Genomic DNA, 16,254 nt, shown 5'->3' with positions numbered 1-16,254 from the left:
TCGGCGGCTACATCGAGCGCACCCACCACACCCTGCACGTCGGCCGGCCACCGCTGTACGCGAACTGGCTCCCGCACGTGGGCCCCGGCACTCCTGCGGCCCTCGCGGTGGCCGCCGCGGTGGTGGCGTACGGACCCGCCGTCGCGGCACGTCTGCCGTGGCGGCGCCTGCTCGCCGTGTCCTGGGCGACGGCGACCGCCTGGATCCTCTCCCTGGCCCTGATCGACGGCTGGCACCGGGGCATCGCCCGCCGACTCACCACCAAGTACGAGTATTTGCAGGTCATCGACCGCTTCCATGACATCCCGGCGACGCTGCGGGACTACACGAACCACATCCTCATCCACTCCCCCGACCACTGGCCCGCTCACACCGCGGGCCATCCGCCGGCGGCCCCGCTGACCTTCGTGCTGCTCGACCGCATCGGTCTCGGCGGGGGCGGCTGGGCCGGCCTGTGGTGCATCGTCACCGGTGCGACGGCGGGTGTGGCGGTCCTGGTGACCGTACGCGCGCTCGTCGGCGAGGAGTGGGCACGGCGGGCGGCGCCGTTCCTGGTCCTGGCGCCGGCGGCGGTATGGATGGGCGCGTCGGCCGACGCCTACTTCGCGGCCGTCGCCGCCTGGGCCGTGGCCCTGCTCGCCCTCGCGGTGACCGGGCGCTCCCTGCTGTGGGCGGCGGGCTCCGGCCTCCTGTTCGGCCTGACCTGTTACCTCTCGTACGGTCTGACCCTCTTCGCCGTCATCGGCGCGGCGGTGCTGCTCCTCGGACGGCGCCGCGTCCGGCAGCACCCCGTGCGTCTGGCCCTGCCGCTGCTCGCCGGTCTCGCCGTCGTCCCGGCACTGTTCACCCTTGCCGGGTTCAACTGGTGGGAGGCGTACCGCCTGTTGACCACGCGCTACTACGAAGGGGCGGGTGGTGTTCGCCCCTACTGGTACTGGGTGTGGGCCAACCTCGCCTGTACGGTCCTGATCGCCGGCCCCGCGACGGTGTCGGGCCTGCGCCGGGCGAGCGCCCAAGTCCTCTCCGGCCCTCGCCTCACTCTCCCTCGCTCCCGCCTGGCCCTCATCCTCCTGGCCGCCCTTCTGGCCCTGCTGCTCGCCGACCTGTCCGGCATGAGCAAGGCGGAGACGGAACGCATCTGGCTGCCCTTCACCATGTGGCTCCTCGCGGCCGGCGCGTTCCTGCCCCGGCCCCGCGCCTGGCTCGCCGCTCAGGGGCTGCTGGCATTGACCGTCAACCATCTGCTGCTCACCGGGTGGTGAAGTGGTCGGAGGATGTCGAGGACGTGCCTCCGGCTCCGTCCCAGGGACAGCAGCGGCCGACTACCGGCCGCACGAGGAAGAAGGAGAATGCAGCATGGCGATTCAGCGGATGGACAACGTCGGCATCGTCGTCGAGGACCTGGACGCCGCCGTCGCGTTCTTCGTGGAACTCGGTCTGGAGCTGGAGGGCAGGGCCCAGGTCGAGGGACCCGTCGCCGACCAGTGCACCGGACTCGACGGCGTCCGCTGTGACATCGCGATGGTCCGCACCCCGGACGGTCACAGCCGGCTCGAGCTGGCGAAGTACGACAGCCCCGCGGCGATCAGCGCCGGGCCGCGCAATCAGCCGCACAACATTCTGGGCACGCACCGCGTCATGTTCGCCGTCGACGACATCGAGGACACCGTCGCCCGCCTGCGCCCGCACGGCGCCGAACTCCTCGGCCGGATCGCCCGGTTCGAGGACAGCTACCTGCTCTGCTACCTCCGCGGCCCGGAAGGCATCATCGTCGGGCTGGCCGAGCAACTGCGCTGAGTCGCTGTGTCGTGGCCGACCCGCTACAGCTCGGGTCGGCCGCTACGGCTTCCGCGCCTCCCTCCACACAGGCGGCGGCCCCGTCAGCCGTACATCGCCACGCGATGCAGCGCCGCCAGCGCGTGGTCGATGGGGTGGGGCTGCGGCGTGCCGGAGGAGTCGAGGCCGTTCCACCTCTGGAGGTTCACCGCGACGGCCATCTGCCGCCGGCCGTCGGCACGGATCATGGCCAGCGCTCCACCGCCCCAGACCGTGCCGCCATGGCCCCAGTAGGTGCCCTGACCGGGTTCTTCCATCGGGTGCAGGCCTAGGCCGTACTCGATCGTCCTGCCCTCCTGGGAGATGACCGGGACGGTGCGTTGCATCTGCGCCAGCGATGACGGGCTGACGATCTCTCCGGCCAGCAGCTTGCCGTAGAACCGGTTGAGGTCCGTGACGGTCGATATCAGCGAGGCGGACGGACCCACCCAGGACATGTCGTAGTCGCTGTAGTCGCGCGGCGGGTCGATCATGCCGAACCACGACTCGTAGAGCCGCGAGTGCGGCCCGTCGACGTACGGTCCGTCGGGGAATGCGGTGTCGCGAAGTCCGGCGCGCTCGATGACGTTCTTGGTGATGCACTGCTCGGCCGTAGTGCCGGTCACCTGTTCCAGAAGCCGGCCGAGGAGCAGGTAGTTGGTGTTGGAGTACAGCCCCGGCGTACCGCCCGGGTCGCCGAAGGCGGGTGCGGCGACCCCCAGCTCGATCAGTTCCGTGGGGTCGAACCGCGTGAACCGGTGGTCGTCCAGGCTCTGGGGTCCGGTGTCCGCGAGGGCGGGGAACGCCTTGAGGGAGGGATAGGCGTACGGGAGGTACTCGGCGAGGCCGCTGGTGTGGTTGATCAGCATCCGGACCGTGATCGTGTCACCGCGCTCTCCCGGAACCAGCGTCGGAAGGTACCGGCCGATCGGTGTGTCGAGGCCGATCCGACCGCTCTCGGCCTGCTGCAGAACCGCTGCGGCGGTGAAGGTCTTGGTGATGCTGCCGACGCGGTGCCGCATGCCGGCGGTGACGGGTCGGCCGGTGGCGGCATCGGCGACCCCGGCGGCGCCGCGCCAGACCTGGTCGCCGTCCCGCACCTCGGCGAACAGGCCCGGCATCCCGGCGCGGTGGACGTTGTCGATGGCGGCGTCCAGCGCCGCGGTATCCAGCGAGTTCTTCACGTCATGCGTCCTTTCGTGTTCCCCGGGGCGAGCGCCGCTTCGGTCGTCCGACCCGGACAGCAAGGCACCAGTGGCAGGCCGGCCCGCCCGGCAGCGCCCATGTCATCATTATGCACGCGGCGCGTGCAACAGTGAGTGCACAGGTAGGCTGAGATGCGGCGAGAGGAGCAGAATGGCAAGTCGAAGGCGTTGGACGACCGAAGAGATCCTGGATGCGGCGGCGGAGCTGCTGCGCACGAGCGACGCGGATACGTTCAGCGTGCGCAAACTGGCCGCGGCCCTCGGGACCGATTCCTCCAGCCTGTACCGGCACTTCCGCAGCAAGACCGAACTGCTGCGCGCGGTCGCCGACCGGATCCTCCTCGCCGCGATGGACGGCTACCGCCCCGAGGGCGACTGGAAGCAGCGCATCACGGCCCTGGCCCTGCGCGTGAGAGAGGCCTTCGGGCAGCAGCCCCAGCTCGCCTCGGTCTGGGGGCGCTACGCATCCAGCGGCACCGGCTCCCGGCTGGTCATGGAAGAGGTACTGCAAGCCCTGCGCGCCTCAGGGCTGCCCGACGAGGAGATCCCGCCGCGCTACCACCGGATCGCGGTCCTCATCGCCGCGCTGATCGCCTCCGAGGCCGGGGTCAGCACCGTCACCCCGGCGGAACACGAGCAGGGCATGGAGCTGTTCCGCGTGGCGGTTCTGGGCGCCGACCCCGAACGCTTCCCGGCCCTGTCCCACTTCGCCCGCGAAGTCCGTCCCCTCGGGGTGGAACGCCGCGCCGCGTTCGAAGAGATCCTCGCCGCCCAGCTCGCCCACATCGAGGCCGCGGCCTCCCCGCCTTCCCCGGCCTGACCGTCTCGACCTCCCCGGCCTCCCCGGCCTCCCCGACGTCCCCGGCCTGACCGTGCTTTCGTGCTGCGCCGCTGTGCGTCGCCGTTCCGGCGGACCGCTCACGACCCGCTCGCCGGGGTCTCGACGGGCAGCGCATCCTGGTGGTCGCCCGCGGCCGGGCGGGTGCGGCGCATCGCCCAGACCGCCAGGGCCGCGGACACGAGGGTGAGCACCGTCCCGGAGACGGTGACGGCTTCCCGGAACTGGCCGGCCTGTGCCCGGCTCCAGTGCCCCGTGGCGACGTCCCCGGCGAACAGCGCGGCGAGCACGGTGCCCACCACGGCGACACCGACCGCGGCGGTGACCTCGGCGGCGGTGTCGATCAGCGCCGCGCCGGTGGAAGTGCGGTCGCGGGGCAGGCCGTTGAGGACGTTGACCCCGGCGGCGGCGCCGACGACCCGCATCCCGGCGGCCACGAACACCAGCGCGACCACCACCCCCGGATAGCCGAGGTTGCCGAACAGCGTGTAGACCGCCAGCCCGGCCACGATCGATCCGACGCTCATCCAGGCGGCGCGGTCGATGCCGACCCGCCCGACGAAGCGGTGGACGAACGGGCCACCCGCGATCAGCACGATGACCTGGGGCAGCATGCCGAGGGACGCGAGAGCGGGCGGCCATCCCCAGTCCAGTTGCAGTTGCAGCGTCACCAGGTAGGCGAGCCCGGCGTTGGCCAGGCCGGCAGCCGCCTTGTAGGCAAGGCCGCCGGAGACCTTGGGTCTGGCGACGAGCTCGAGGTCCAGCAGCGGGTGCCGGGCCGATCGCTCGCGCACGACGAACAGCGTCGCGGCCACGACGACCCCTGCGACGGCGGCCCACGGTGCCCACGATCCGGCGCCCGCTTCCTCGAACAACGTGGGTGCGACGAGGGTGAGCACGATCGTCGCGGTGCCCAGCGCACCGCCGGTGAGATCCGCGGGCGCCCGGTGCAGGTCAGCGGGGTCATCGCTCGGGACGCCGATCCGGATGCCGACGATCGCGAGCGCCACGATCGGCACGTTCATCAGCAGCAGGACCTGCCACGGGGCGAAGGAGAGCACCAGGCCGCCCATGGTCGGGCCGATCGCCAGGCCGACCATACCCACGGTGGAGACCAGCGTGATCGCCCGGACCCGCAGGCCTTCCTCCTCGAACAGCCGAAAGGCCAGCGCCATGGTCCCCGGCGTGGTCATCGCGGCCGCGAGGCCCATGACCGCACGGACGGCGATCAGCTCGCCCGTGGTGCTGACGGCCACCGCCGCCAGGCTCGCGACGCCGAGCAGGACGAGCCCGGCGAGCATCACCCGGCGGCGACCGAGCCGGTCGGCGACCGCGCCGAACACCAGCATCAGCGAGCCGAACACGACCGCGTAGCCGTTCGTCACCCACTGCAGAGCAATCGTCGGCGCCTTCAACTCCCGGCCGATGGTGGGCAGGGCGACGTTGAGGACGGTGTTGCTCATCATCTCGAACAGGAAGACCGCCGAGAGGCCCACCAGAGCCATCCACGCCTCGCGCAGTGATCGGAAGGTGCCGGGCGGCTCGGACAACGGGCGTTCCCGGGTGAAGCGTGGGGATGACATGGGTTTCCTCGCGGTGGGATTTCGGGGTGGAAGCGGGTCCGGCCCGCCGCCCTCACCTCGCACGAACAGTGTTCGTCAGACGAATGCTGTTCTACAGAGGAACACCGTTCAGGTCAAGCTATGCTGGCGCCATGGCCAACAGACGAGCCCCGGGTCGCGACGAAACGCGTGATGAGTGGGCCGCCAAAATCGCAGCGCTCAGCGAGCCGAGCGGGACCGAGCGGGCCGAAAAGGCCCCCATCACGGTCGGGCGCATCATGAGCGCGGCGTTCGAGCTCGTCGAGAGCGAAGGTTTCGAGGCGCTCACGATGCGTCGGGTCGCCGCCGCGCTCCGGACCGGCCCGGCGTCGCTGTACGCGCACGTACGCAACAAGGCCGAGCTGGACGAGCTGCTGATCAGCGACCTGTGCGCCAGGGTGCCGGTGCCGGTGCCGGACCCCGAGCGGTGGACGGAACAGATGCTGGACATCTGCCGGGCGCTGCGCGACGAGTACCTGCGCTACCCCGGCATCTCACGCGCCGCGCTGGCCGCCGCCCCGAACAGCCTGGACGCGCTGCGGCTGAGCGAGGGCATGCTGACGGTCCTGCTGACCGCGGGGGTAGCACCGCAGCCTGCCGCATGGGCGATCGACGCCGCGTTCCTCTACGTATCGGCCTATTGCTTCGAGGCGTCGCTGCGCCACCACGCCGAGAGCGGAGTCGATCAACGCGTCCTGGACCGGGACGCTCTCGCGGAGCGGTACCGGATGCTGCCCAGCGACACGTTCCCCAGCACCGTCGCCCACATCTACGAACTGACCTCCGGCGAGGAACACGAGCGCTTCGAGTTCACCCTCCGAGCGCTGCTCGGCGGACTCACACCGGGCCCGCCTCGCGCGTCGTAGGGTCACGAGCCGGACGCGGCGCCGGACGCGCCGAGATCGGCACCTCACGTTCCGGGGCGAGCCCTCGGCCATCGTCCGTCCTCACACGAGGAGGACGAACATCACCCCCATCCCGACGGCCATTGCGGCGTGGCAGGCGGCTTCGGACGCCTCGCCGCCGCCGACAAGTACGGTCGTGCCGTGCATGGCGGGACGGACGGCGACGCGTCCCTGGTCGAACGCCTGGGCCAGCCGGCGCAGTCCGAGCGCCACGAGGGCGACGGCCAGCAGTCCTGCCGTCCACTGATCGGCTGCCTGCGAGAGGGTCATGGCGCTGGTGGCATCCGTGCCGGACATGTCCATTCCCGGCATGTCGTGGCCCGCACCGCCCCCGCCCGCGGCCATCGCGGACCCGTTCATCACGGCTGCCATCCAGGCCATGGCGGCCATCATCACGATATGGGGCAGCGCCGCGATCACGGCGGTGGTACGGGTGTTCACGTGCGAGGAACGGGCCAGCGCGGCGGCGGCGAACCACAGCGCCCCCGCCGAGAAGACGACAACTTGCGGTCCGGCGGGAAGGTTCATGCCCCGGGGCCAGACCATCGCGGCCATCGCGACCCCCATGACGGCGTGCAGGGCGTGCCCCACCCGGTCGGCCGGTGCGCGGCCCGGCGCCGCCGTCAGCCACAGGGCGTAGAGAGTGGGAAGAACGAAGAGCGCGGTGAGGATCCACCTCAGTCCGATCGCGTTGATCACGCGGACACCTCCGTGCGCTCGATGCGGCGCCGCCGCACACCGATGACCAGGTCGATGACGAGGAACGCCAGCAGGGGCAGGCCGAAGAGCGGCACGTAGTAGCCGATCACGGCGGTCAGCAGCACAGCGGGAGCCAGGAACCGGCCCGGCAGACGCCGCCATGCCCCGCGTGCCGGTGCGCGGCCGAGCGCGAAGCCGTCGGCACGGGTGGGCCTGCGCAGCCACCACATGCGGTAACCCCACAGGATCATGCCGATGAGGGCGAGGGCGAGCAGAGCGAGCACGATCTGGTTGGCGAGGCCGAACAGCAGGCCCATGTGGGCGTCGATGCCCCAGCTGGTCATCTTGGCGAGCAGGGGGTAATCGGCCCAGTTCGTACGGTCGGTGACCTTGCCGGTGGTGGGATCGACGGCCACGGTGTCGTGGCGCTCGGGCCAGCTGCAGGTGTTCTCCTCGACCACGTACGCGGCCTGCTCCTCGCCCGGCGGGCTCACGTTGAGGACGCCGCGCAGTCCGGCCGCGTGCGCGGAAGCGACGACAGCGTCGATCCCCACGTCGTTCGCCGCTCCCGACCCGGTACCGGGCTTCTTCTCGGCTGCGGAGCCGGGCAGGCTCGTGGAGATGGCCGGACCGGGACCGGCCAGCGCCGACTGGATCTCCCCGATACTCGCTCCGGCGTGCACGGACCAGGTCATGCCGGTGACGGACAGGCCGAGCAGGCCGACCGAGGCCCACAGGCCGACCACGGCGTGCCAGGACATGGTGCGCCTGCGCCCCTTCGCGCCGCCCTGGGGGACGAGTACGCGCCGGAGTCCCTTGCGCGCGCGGGGAGCCGTCAGCCACAGGGCGAGGCCGCCGAGGATCTCCACCCAGAGCCAACTGGCGGCGATCTCGCTGTAGACGCGGCCGGGCTCACCGAGGTTCAGATGCCGGTGCAGGCCGTCCACCCAGGCCCGCACCGGCAGCCACCAGCCCGCGAACGTCCGCTCCTGGCCCAGGACTTCACTGGTGTACGGGTTCACGAACGCGGTCTGGGTGTAGTTGTCGGGCAGGCCCGGCTTGTCGAAGACGACGCGGGTGCTGTCCGTGCGGCCGGTCGCGGGCGTCACCGAGAACAGCGTGCCCTCGGGGACCGCCGTGCGGGCCGCGGCCACTTGGGCGGAGAGCGGCTCGGGGTCGCCCTGCGGGGCGACCTCGAGTTCGTGCCGGTATACGACCGCTTCGATCTGCGGTGTCGCGGTGTACAGCAGACCCGTGACAGCCGCGACGAGCAGGAAGGGACCGATGACGATGCCCGCGTAGAAGTGCAGCCGGAGCAGCAGGGGGCGCAGGCCGATCCACGACACAGGGGGCTTGAGGCCGCCCGGCGGCATGCCCGCTTCCTCGCTCCGTTCCTGCGCGGTGTCCGACTCGGCGTTCCGCTCGGTGTGCGTGGCGGGATCACTCGTAGCGGAGGCTTTCGTATCGGGGCCTGCGGTGAATATGTCCGTCGCGGCTTGCGCTGCGTGGCTTTCCGCCATAACGGGCCTTTCTGTAACGGAACGTCATCCGCCCTTTCTCGGCGGTCCGGTGTAGTGGTCGGATGCGCGGGCGGATGAGTTCCCTTCCTCCTCCTCTTCGCCTTCGCCTTCGTCTTCGCCTGAACGGCATCTCGCCTGTGAGGACCGCGATTTCCGCAATTCCGCTTGGGGCCGGGTACCGGGGTGGGAGCATGAACCCGCCATGATGGTTGGACGGTGTGCACGCACGGTTCGGACCGGGGTGTTCGCGGCGATCTGCGTCGCGCTCGCCGCCCTGGGGCACGTCGTCATGTCGGGCACCCGGATTCCCTGGTGGGCGCTGCCCGGCGCCCTGGCCATGGCCTCTGTCCTCGGCTGGGGTCTCTCCGCGTTCGAACGCGCCCCGCGAACCGTGCTCACGAGCTGTGTCGGCCTACAGGTCCTGCTGCACGTGACCCTGTCCCTGGCACAGGCCGGCGCACATCCTCGGTCCGGCTCGCCGCTGACGCGGCTCTGGATCTCGTATCTGCTCTGTACGGCCCCGGCCGCACCCGGTTCGCGGCACCTCGGTCACACCGCTGCCATGCCTTCCCTGCCGTCCATGGACGGTGGCATGGGCACTGCCGTGCACTCCATGCCGGGCATGGGCGTCCCGGGACACGGCATGAGCACGGTGTCCTCGGCGGGGATGCTCGCCGCTCACCTGTGCGCGGCAGTGGTGTGCGGTGCGTGGCTGGGCCGGGGCGAACAAGTCGCCTTCGACGCCCTTCGCGCCGTCGAGTGCTGGCTGAGTGCGCCGCTCCGCCTCCCGCGACTGCGCACGGTCCCGGTGTCCGGCGTTCTCCTCCCTCTCCTCAGGCCCGCCTCCGACCGGGCTCCGCGCCGTCTCCTTCTCGCCCGGTCGATCACTTCCAGGGGACCACCTGCCCGATTCGCTGTCGCCTGACGACAGCCGGCATCCCGGCGCCACCCCACACCAGGCGCCGGGCAGCGGTCACGTGCCGCCGCGCGACCGCCCCTCTCACTCCCCGCACCGGAGTCGTACCACGCGGCCACTCGGCTGCAGGCCTCGTCGCCCGGCACCTCTCCACATCAACTCTGTCTGTCCACGGGGCCAGTCACCCTGCCGCACGGGTCGCCTCCGGTGTCCGACCCGAGAAGGACACCAGGTGATCACTCCTGCCCTGCCGCGTTCGCGGGACGAGTCGGCGACCGTGCTCGCTCTCGCCGCCCGTGGCGGTGACCCGTGCGCCGCCGACCTCTTCGTCCGCGCGCTCCACCACGACGTCCGGCGTTACGTGGCGCGACTGTGCGCCGATCCCCACCTCGCCGACGACCTCGCCCAGGAGACGTTCCTGCGGGCGCTCGGCAGTCTCCACCGCTTCGAGGGGCGGTCCTCGGCCCGGACCTGGATCCTGTCGATCGCGCGCCGCTCGGTCGTCGACAACTTCCGGCGGGACGCGGCCCGGCCGCGCTTGTCGCAGACCGCCGACTGGCACAGCGCGGCGGAGCGTGCCCGGCTCCACCCCGCTCCCGGCTTCGACGAGGGCGTGGCGCTCTCCGCCCTGCTGGAGGCGCTTCCCGAGAAGCGCCGCGAGGCCTTCGTCCTGACGCAGCTCCTCGGTCTGCCGTACACGGAGGCGGCAGCGCTCATCGGCTGCCCTGTGGGGACGATCCGTTCCCGTGTCAACCGCGCCCGCCTGACCCTGATCGCACAACTGGAGGACGCGGAACGGCATGCGGCGGGTGCGATGCCGGACTGACGGGCCGGAACGTCGGTGCCGGCCTCCTGGAGGTCCCGCTGCCGTGCACCGCGTGTCTCATCTCCATCCGGATCCTGGACGCCCTGGTGAACCTCGGCCCGGGCGTCCTAGGGTGGCTCCCGCAGCTGGTTCGCCCTGTCAGCCAGGCAGGGAGTCGCAAGAGGGAACCCGGTGGGAATCCGGGACTGCCCCGCAGCGGTGAGTGGGAACGACCGCCGTCTTACGCACTGGACCTCGGGAAAGAGGTCTGGGAAGCGACGGCCAGTAGGTGTCCGTCCGGTCCGGACGGATGTGCTCGCGAGTCCGAAGACCTGCCATCTGCCCGTGTGCGTACGACGCGTACGCGGACATCCCGGTGACCTCGTGGGCGGGTCGGCGTACATATGCGGCGGACGACCGCGGCTTTGCCGCGCGAGGTCGAACCGCCGTCCGTGTCACTCCTTCGTGCCGTACGGGTCCCCGGGGCCCCAGGGATACGTCTCTCGAAGGAGATCTCCGTGACCACCAGGACCGCAGCCGCGGCAGCACGTGCCACCGTGTACGGCTACCCCCGCCAGGGCCGGAACCGCGAACTCAAGAAGGCGGTCGAGGGCTACTGGAAGGGCCGTGTCACCGCCGACGCCCTCCGGACCATCGCCGCGGGCCTGCGCCGCACGAACTGGCGGGAACTCTCCGCCGCCGGCATCACCGAAGTCCCCACCGGCGATTTCTCCTCCTACGACCACGTCCTGGACACCACCGTCATGGTCGGTGCGATCCCCGCGCGCCACCGGGCCGCCGTGGACGCCGACGCACTGGACGGCTACTTCGCGATGGCCCGCGGCACACAGGACGTCGCGCCGCTGGAAATGACCAAGTGGTTCGACACCAACTACCACTATCTGGTGCCCGAGTTGGGGCCTCAGACCGTCTTCACCGCCGACTCCACCAAGCAGGTCACGGAGTTCGGGGAAGCCCTCGCTCTCGGCCTTTCGCCCCGGCCCGTTCTCGTCGGCCCGGTCACGTATCTCCTGCTCGCGAAGCCCGCGCCCGGTATCGCCGCCGACTTCGACCCGCTCACCCTCCTCGACCGGCTGCTGCCCGTGTACGCAGAGGTGCTGGCCGATCTGCGCGCGGCGGGTGCCGAGTGGGTGCAGCTCGACGAGCCCGCCCTCGTCCAGGACCGCACCCCGGCCGAACTGAACGCCGCGGCCCGCGCCTACCGCGATCTCGGCGGCCTGACCGACCGGCCCAAGCTCCTGGTCGCCTCCTACTTCGACCGCCTCGGCGACGCCCTTCCCGTGCTCGCCAAGGCGCCTGTCGACGGCCTCGCCCTCGACTTCACCGACGCGGCGGCCGCCAATCTCGACGCGCTCGCCGCCGTCGGCGGTCTGCCCGGCAAGCGACTCGTGGCCGGTGTCGTCAACGGCCGCAACATCTGGGTCAACGACCTGGAGAAGTCGCTCACCACGCTCGGCACCCTGCTCGGACTCGCCGACCGGGTCGACGTCGCCGCGTCCTGCTCGCTGCTGCACGTCCCGCTGGACGCTTCCCTGGAGCGCGACATCGATCCGCAGATCCTGCGCTGGCTCGCCTTCGCCCGGCAGAAGACCGCCGAGATCGCCGCGCTCGCCAAGGGTCTCGCCCTGGGCACGGACGCGATCACCGCCGAACTCGCGGTCAACCGGGCCGCCCTGTCCTCCCGCGCGACCTCGCCGATCACCCGTGACCCCGCGGTGCGCGCCCGAGCCGCCGCCGTCACCGGATCCGACGCCCGCCGCGCCCAGGCGTACCCGGAGCGGGCCGCCGCCCAGCGCACACACCTCGGCCTGCCGCTCCTGCCGACCACCACGATCGGCTCGTTCCCGCAGACCGCCGAACTGCGCACCGCCCGCGCCGACTTGAGGGCCGGCCGCATCGACACCGCGGGGTACGAAGAGCGCATCAGGAACGAGATCCGCGACGTCATCTCCTTCCAGGAGAAGACCGGCATCGACGTCCTGGTGCACGGCGAGCCCGAGCGCAACGACATGGTCCAGTACTTCGCCGAGCAGCTCACCGGCTACCTGGCGACGCAGCAAGGCTGGGTCCAGTCGTACGGCACGCGGTACGTGCGTCCGCCGGTCCTGGCCGGCGACATCTCGCGGCCGGACCCGATGACGGTGCGCTGGACCACGTACGCCCAGTCGCTGTCGGACCGGCCCGTCAAGGGCATGCTCACCGGCCCTGTCACCATGCTCGCCTGGTCCTTCGTCCGCGACGACCAGCCGCTCGGCTCCACCGCACGCCAGGTCGCCCTCGCCCTGCGCGACGAGGTCGACGACCTGGAGGCGAACGGCGCTTCGGTCATCCAGGTCGACGAGCCCGCGCTGCGCGAGACGCTGCCGCTGCGCGCCGAAGACCATGCCGCGTACCTGGCCTGGGCCACCGAGGCGTTCCGGCTCACGACCGCGGGCGTGCGTCCGCAGACGCAGATCCACACGCACATGTGTTACGCCGAGTTCGGCGACGTCGTCCAGGCCATCGACGACCTCGACGCCGATGTCATCAGCCTCGAAGCGGCCCGCAGCCACATGCAGGTCGCCCATGAGCTGGCCGAGCACGGGTACCCGCGCGAGGCGGGACCCGGGGTCTACGACATCCACTCGCCCCGCGTCCCCAGCCAGGAGGAGTCAGCCGCTCTGCTGCGTACGGGACTTGAGGCCATCCCGGCCGAGCGGCTGTGGGTCAACCCGGACTGCGGGCTGAAGACCCGCGGGTGGCCCGAGACGCGTGCCTCGCTGGAGAATGTGGTCGCCGCCGCTCGTACCGTCCGCGGCGAGCTGAACGATCCCACCGTCTGACGCGACCGGTCGGCGAGCTGTCGGCCCGGGGCACTCACAGTGCCTCGGACCGGCGGTGGTCACTCGCGGTGACCAGGCCGGTTTCGTAGGCGGTGACGACGGCCTGGACGCGGTCGCGCAGGCGGAGCTTGGCGAGGACGCGGGTGACGTGCGTCTTGACGGTGGTCTCCGCGAGGTGAAGGCGGGCGGCGAGCTCGGCGTTGCTCAGGCCCTGCGCGAGCAGGCGCAGCACGTCGAGTTCGCGGGGGGTCAGGGTGGCCAGGTCACGGTGGAGGGTGGCGGTTTCCGGGTCCCGGCGGGCGTGGCGCTCGACGAGGCGGCGGGTGATGGCCGGGGCGAGGAGCGCGTCACCGGTGCGGACCAGCCGGACTGCGGCGCTGAGGTGTTCCGGGGTGACGTCCTTGAGGAGGAAGCCACTGGCTCCGGCGGACAGGGCCCCGTAGACGAGATGGTCGAGGTCGAAGGTGGTCAGGATGATCACCCGGGGTTCGCCGGGGGCGCCGGTGAGGATGCGGCGGGTGGCCTCCAGGCCGTCGAGGTCGGGCATCCGGATGTCCATGAGGACGACGTCGGGGCGGGTGCGGCGGACGGCCTCGATGGCCTCGTTGCCGTCGGCGGCCTCGGCGACGACGTCGATGCCGTCAGCGGTGAGGATCATGCGGAAGCCGGTGCGTACCAGGGCCTGGTCGTCGGCGACGACGACGCGGAGCGGGGTGGTCATGAACTCTCCGTACGGGCCAGGGGGATGAGGGCTTCGGTGCGGTAACCGCCGTCAAGGCGCGGGCCGTTGTGCAGGGTGCCACCGTAGACGGCGAGGCGTTCGCGCAGTCCGACCAGTCCGTGGCCGTTGCCGGTCGAGGACGAGGCGGTGGGGGTGCCGCCGGTGTCGGTGACCACGATGCGCAGGGTGTCGGGGGTGTGGTCGACGGTCACGGTCGCGGTGGCGCCGGACGCGTGCTTGACGGTGTTGGTCAGGGCCTCCTGGACGACCCGGTAGGCGGCGAGGCTCATCCCGGACGGGGCCGGGGCGGGCCGGCCGCTGATGGTGAGGGTGACGTCGAGTCCGGTGTCCCGTACGCCGCTGACCAGGTCGGGGATCCGGTCCAGGCCGGGTTGCGGTGCCAGGTCCGCGGTGGTGGCCGGGTCTGTTCCTTCGGCGGTCATGGTGAGCAGGCCCATGGCGTGGCGCAGTTCGGCCAGGGCGGCGCGGCCGCCGGCCTCGACGGCGAGCAGTGCTTCACGGGCCTGGTCGGGGGCGGTGTCCATGACCTTGCGGGCGGCACCGGCCTGGATGGTCATCATGCTGACGTTGTGGGTGACCACGTCGTGGAGTTCGGCGGCGATGCGGGTGCGTTCGCGTTCGGCCGCACGGCGCAGTTCGGCGGCCCGTTCGCGTTCGAGGGCGGTGAGCCGGTCGCGGCTGGTGTCGGCGCGCAGCCGCCAGGTACGCAGTCCGTTGGCGGCGAAGACCAGCGGGATGAGGACCCACAGGGCCACGTACTTGTCGGGGATGATGGGCAGTTCGGTGTTCCCTGTGTTGCTGAACACGGCGATCGCCACGGGCAGGCTGGTCAGGGTGGCGGCCCGGTAGGGGCTGTAGGCGGCGGCACTGTACGCGGCGATGACCCCCTGGTAGATGACCAGCCGGGACGGCGCGTCCTGCGCGAAGAATCCGGCGGTGGCGGTCACCGCCCAGAGCACGGCCAGCGGACAGCGGCGGCGCAGCATGAGCGCGGCCGACGTGACGACGGCGATGACGACCCAGGCGATCCAGCGGTGGGACCCGGTGTAACTGACCACTCGTTCCACACCGTTGACGACCTCGACGACATGGGTGCCGCCCGGGGCGTCCGCAGCGTACACGGCCATGGTCACCCCGACGGCGGCCGCGAGGACGGCGTCGAAGAGCAGGCTGGGACGGCCGGGACGAGGGAGCGGGCCGGTGGGGCGCTGCAACGCTCCTGACAGGCGCTCCCACAGATCCGCGGGGCGGGTGGGCACCCCGGACGGGCCGGCCAGCCGCTTCAGCTGGTCGGACAGCAGGGCCCGGATGCCTGAGCGGCTCGGCGGCGGTACGTAGGACACGCGGCCCATTTTCACCGACCGCACCTTTGCGCCGCGTCGGTCCCACGGCCCACGCGCCGTACGCCCGTCGACTACATCTCAAGGAGGACCCGGCGCGGGGTGGCCCCGGAGAAGTACGGAAATGGGTTCCGGTGGCCGAGGCGCCCATGGCGGCGGCCGGCCTAGCGTCGGGCAGCCAGTTGCGCCGGACCCTGACCGACAGGGCCGGGGTGCCCTCGACAGCGGGGGCGCTCAGAGCTGGTGTCAGCCGAGACCCGGGAGTACGTACATGACCACGTCGTTGATCGAAGTGCGCGGTGTGAGCCGCAGGTACGACGACGGGCCGCCGGCCCTGCACGACGCGTCGCTGACCGTCGCGGCGGGCGAGAGCGTCGCGCTCCTCGGCCCGTCGGGCAGCGGCAAGTCCACCCTGCTCAACCTGCTCGCGGGCCTCGACCGGCCGGACGACGGAACGGTCACGGTGGACGGGACACGCGTGGACCGGCTCGGTGAGACCGCCGCGGCGCGCTACCGGCGTGCCAAGGTCGGCATGGTCTTCCAGTTCTTCCACCTCCTCGACGATCTGACCGTGGTCGACAACGTGCTGCTCCCGGCGCAGCTGGCCAGCACGTTGCCGCGCGCCGAGGCGCGGCGGCGCGCCGCCGGACTGCTGGAGCGGCTCGGTATCGACCGGCACTCCCGCGCCTATCCCGGCCGGCTCTCCGGCGGCGAGCGCCAGCGGGTCGCGGTGGCCCGCGCGCTGATGAACCGGCCGCCCCTGTTGCTCGCCGACGAACCGACGGGTGCGCTGGACAGCGCGTCCGGGGAGGATGTGGGCCGGCTGCTCACCGAGCTCAATCAGGACGGTCAGACGGTCGTCCTGGTGACGCACGATCTCGCCCTGGCGCGGGCCTGCGCGACCCGGACCGTACGGATCGCGGACGGCCGGATCACCGCGCCGAGCGAGCCGGAGCCGGTCCGATGAGTTCAGTGCGTACGCGTCCGGGGCCCCTGCAGGAGACGGGTCCCAGGCGGAACGCGCG

General features: G+C 71.5%; 14 protein-coding genes and 1 riboswitch. Of the genes, 8 read left to right on the top strand and 6 right to left on the bottom strand.

The window, feature by feature from the left end; translation table 11 throughout:
* The coding region (locus ABD366_RS32050) for a hypothetical protein (RefSeq protein WP_344442941.1) at nt 1-1,262 on the top strand (1,262 nt) is incomplete at its 5' end.
* Nucleotides 1,263-1,356: 94 nt separating this feature from the next.
* A complete protein-coding gene (locus ABD366_RS32045) occupies nt 1,357-1,797 on the top strand; it encodes a VOC family protein (protein WP_324774286.1) in 441 nt (146 codons plus the stop codon).
* An 83-nt stretch (nt 1,798-1,880) separates the two neighbouring features.
* Here ABD366_RS32045 and ABD366_RS32040 read toward each other — a convergent pair whose 3' ends face one another.
* On the bottom strand, nt 1,881-2,999 hold the full coding sequence (locus ABD366_RS32040; RefSeq protein WP_324774283.1) for a serine hydrolase domain-containing protein: 1,119 nt from the start codon (nt 2,997-2,999) through the stop codon (nt 1,881-1,883).
* A gap of 172 nt (nt 3,000-3,171) precedes the next feature.
* Between ABD366_RS32040 and ABD366_RS32035 the strand changes: the two genes are divergently transcribed.
* A complete protein-coding gene (locus tag ABD366_RS32035) occupies nt 3,172-3,840 on the top strand; it encodes a TetR/AcrR family transcriptional regulator (protein ID WP_324774281.1) in 669 nt (222 codons plus the stop codon).
* 98 nt (nt 3,841-3,938) lie between these two features.
* Here the strand turns inward: ABD366_RS32035 and ABD366_RS32030 are convergent, their stop codons facing one another.
* Nucleotides 3,939-5,441: an MFS transporter gene (locus ABD366_RS32030; RefSeq protein WP_324774279.1), complete on the bottom strand. Its 1,503-nt coding sequence runs from the start codon at nt 5,439-5,441 to the stop codon at nt 3,939-3,941.
* A 131-nt stretch (nt 5,442-5,572) separates the two neighbouring features.
* On the opposite strand from ABD366_RS32030, the gene ABD366_RS32025 reads away from it, so the two are divergent.
* Nucleotides 5,573-6,325, top strand: a complete 753-nt coding sequence (locus ABD366_RS32025) for a TetR/AcrR family transcriptional regulator (protein WP_324774277.1) — start codon at nt 5,573-5,575, stop codon at nt 6,323-6,325.
* An 81-nt stretch (nt 6,326-6,406) separates the two neighbouring features.
* Here the strand turns inward: ABD366_RS32025 and ABD366_RS32020 are convergent, their stop codons facing one another.
* Together ABD366_RS32020 and ABD366_RS32015 are read right to left on the bottom strand one after the other, a co-directional pair.
* Nucleotides 6,407-7,063: a DUF5134 domain-containing protein gene (locus tag ABD366_RS32020; RefSeq protein ID WP_324774275.1), complete on the bottom strand. Its 657-nt coding sequence runs from the start codon at nt 7,061-7,063 to the stop codon at nt 6,407-6,409.
* Complete coding sequence (locus tag ABD366_RS32015) at nt 7,060-8,436, bottom strand: PepSY-associated TM helix domain-containing protein (protein ID WP_411293853.1); 1,377 nt, start codon at nt 8,434-8,436, stop codon at nt 7,060-7,062. The genes ABD366_RS32020 and ABD366_RS32015 overlap by 4 nt, the downstream gene beginning before the upstream one ends.
* A gap of 388 nt (nt 8,437-8,824) precedes the next feature.
* Between ABD366_RS32015 and ABD366_RS32010 the strand changes: the two genes are divergently transcribed.
* From ABD366_RS32010 to metE, 3 genes are all read left to right on the top strand, one after another.
* On the top strand, nt 8,825-9,508 hold the full coding sequence (locus ABD366_RS32010) for a hypothetical protein (protein WP_324774271.1): 684 nt from the start codon (nt 8,825-8,827) through the stop codon (nt 9,506-9,508).
* A 223-nt stretch (nt 9,509-9,731) separates the two neighbouring features.
* Nucleotides 9,732-10,325 carry a sigma-70 family RNA polymerase sigma factor gene (locus ABD366_RS32005; RefSeq protein ID WP_324774269.1) on the top strand — a complete coding sequence of 198 codons (594 nt, stop codon included), beginning with the start codon at nt 9,732-9,734 and terminating at the stop codon, nt 10,323-10,325.
* Between the two features lie 109 nt (nt 10,326-10,434).
* Nucleotides 10,435-10,658, top strand: a riboswitch (cobalamin riboswitch).
* Between the two features lie 164 nt (nt 10,659-10,822).
* Complete coding sequence (gene metE / locus ABD366_RS32000) at nt 10,823-13,147, top strand: 5-methyltetrahydropteroyltriglutamate--homocysteine S-methyltransferase (RefSeq protein WP_324774267.1); 2,325 nt, start codon at nt 10,823-10,825, stop codon at nt 13,145-13,147.
* A 34-nt stretch (nt 13,148-13,181) separates the two neighbouring features.
* On the opposite strand, the gene ABD366_RS31995 is transcribed toward metE, so the two are convergent.
* Both ABD366_RS31995 and ABD366_RS31990 read right to left on the bottom strand, forming a co-directional pair.
* Nucleotides 13,182-13,868, bottom strand: a complete 687-nt coding sequence (locus ABD366_RS31995; RefSeq protein ID WP_324774265.1) for a response regulator transcription factor — start codon at nt 13,866-13,868, stop codon at nt 13,182-13,184.
* On the bottom strand, nt 13,865-15,232 hold the full coding sequence (locus ABD366_RS31990) for a sensor histidine kinase (protein ID WP_324774263.1): 1,368 nt from the start codon (nt 15,230-15,232) through the stop codon (nt 13,865-13,867). Before ABD366_RS31990 ends, ABD366_RS31995 begins: the two co-directional genes overlap by 4 nt.
* A 268-nt stretch (nt 15,233-15,500) precedes the next feature.
* Here ABD366_RS31990 and ABD366_RS31985 point away from each other — a divergent pair, with 268 nt between their 5' ends.
* Nucleotides 15,501-16,196, top strand: coding sequence for an ABC transporter ATP-binding protein (locus tag ABD366_RS31985; RefSeq protein ID WP_324774261.1), 696 nt, complete (start codon nt 15,501-15,503; stop codon nt 16,194-16,196).
* Nucleotides 16,197-16,254: the final 58 nt, after the last annotated feature.

This window comes from Streptomyces kunmingensis (assembly GCF_039533535.1).
GTDB classification, from domain to species: Bacteria; Actinomycetota; Actinomycetes; order Streptomycetales; family Streptomycetaceae; genus Streptomyces; species Streptomyces kunmingensis.
The sequence above is the reverse complement of the archived record's forward strand: the minus strand, read 5'-3'. Positions and strand labels throughout refer to the sequence as shown.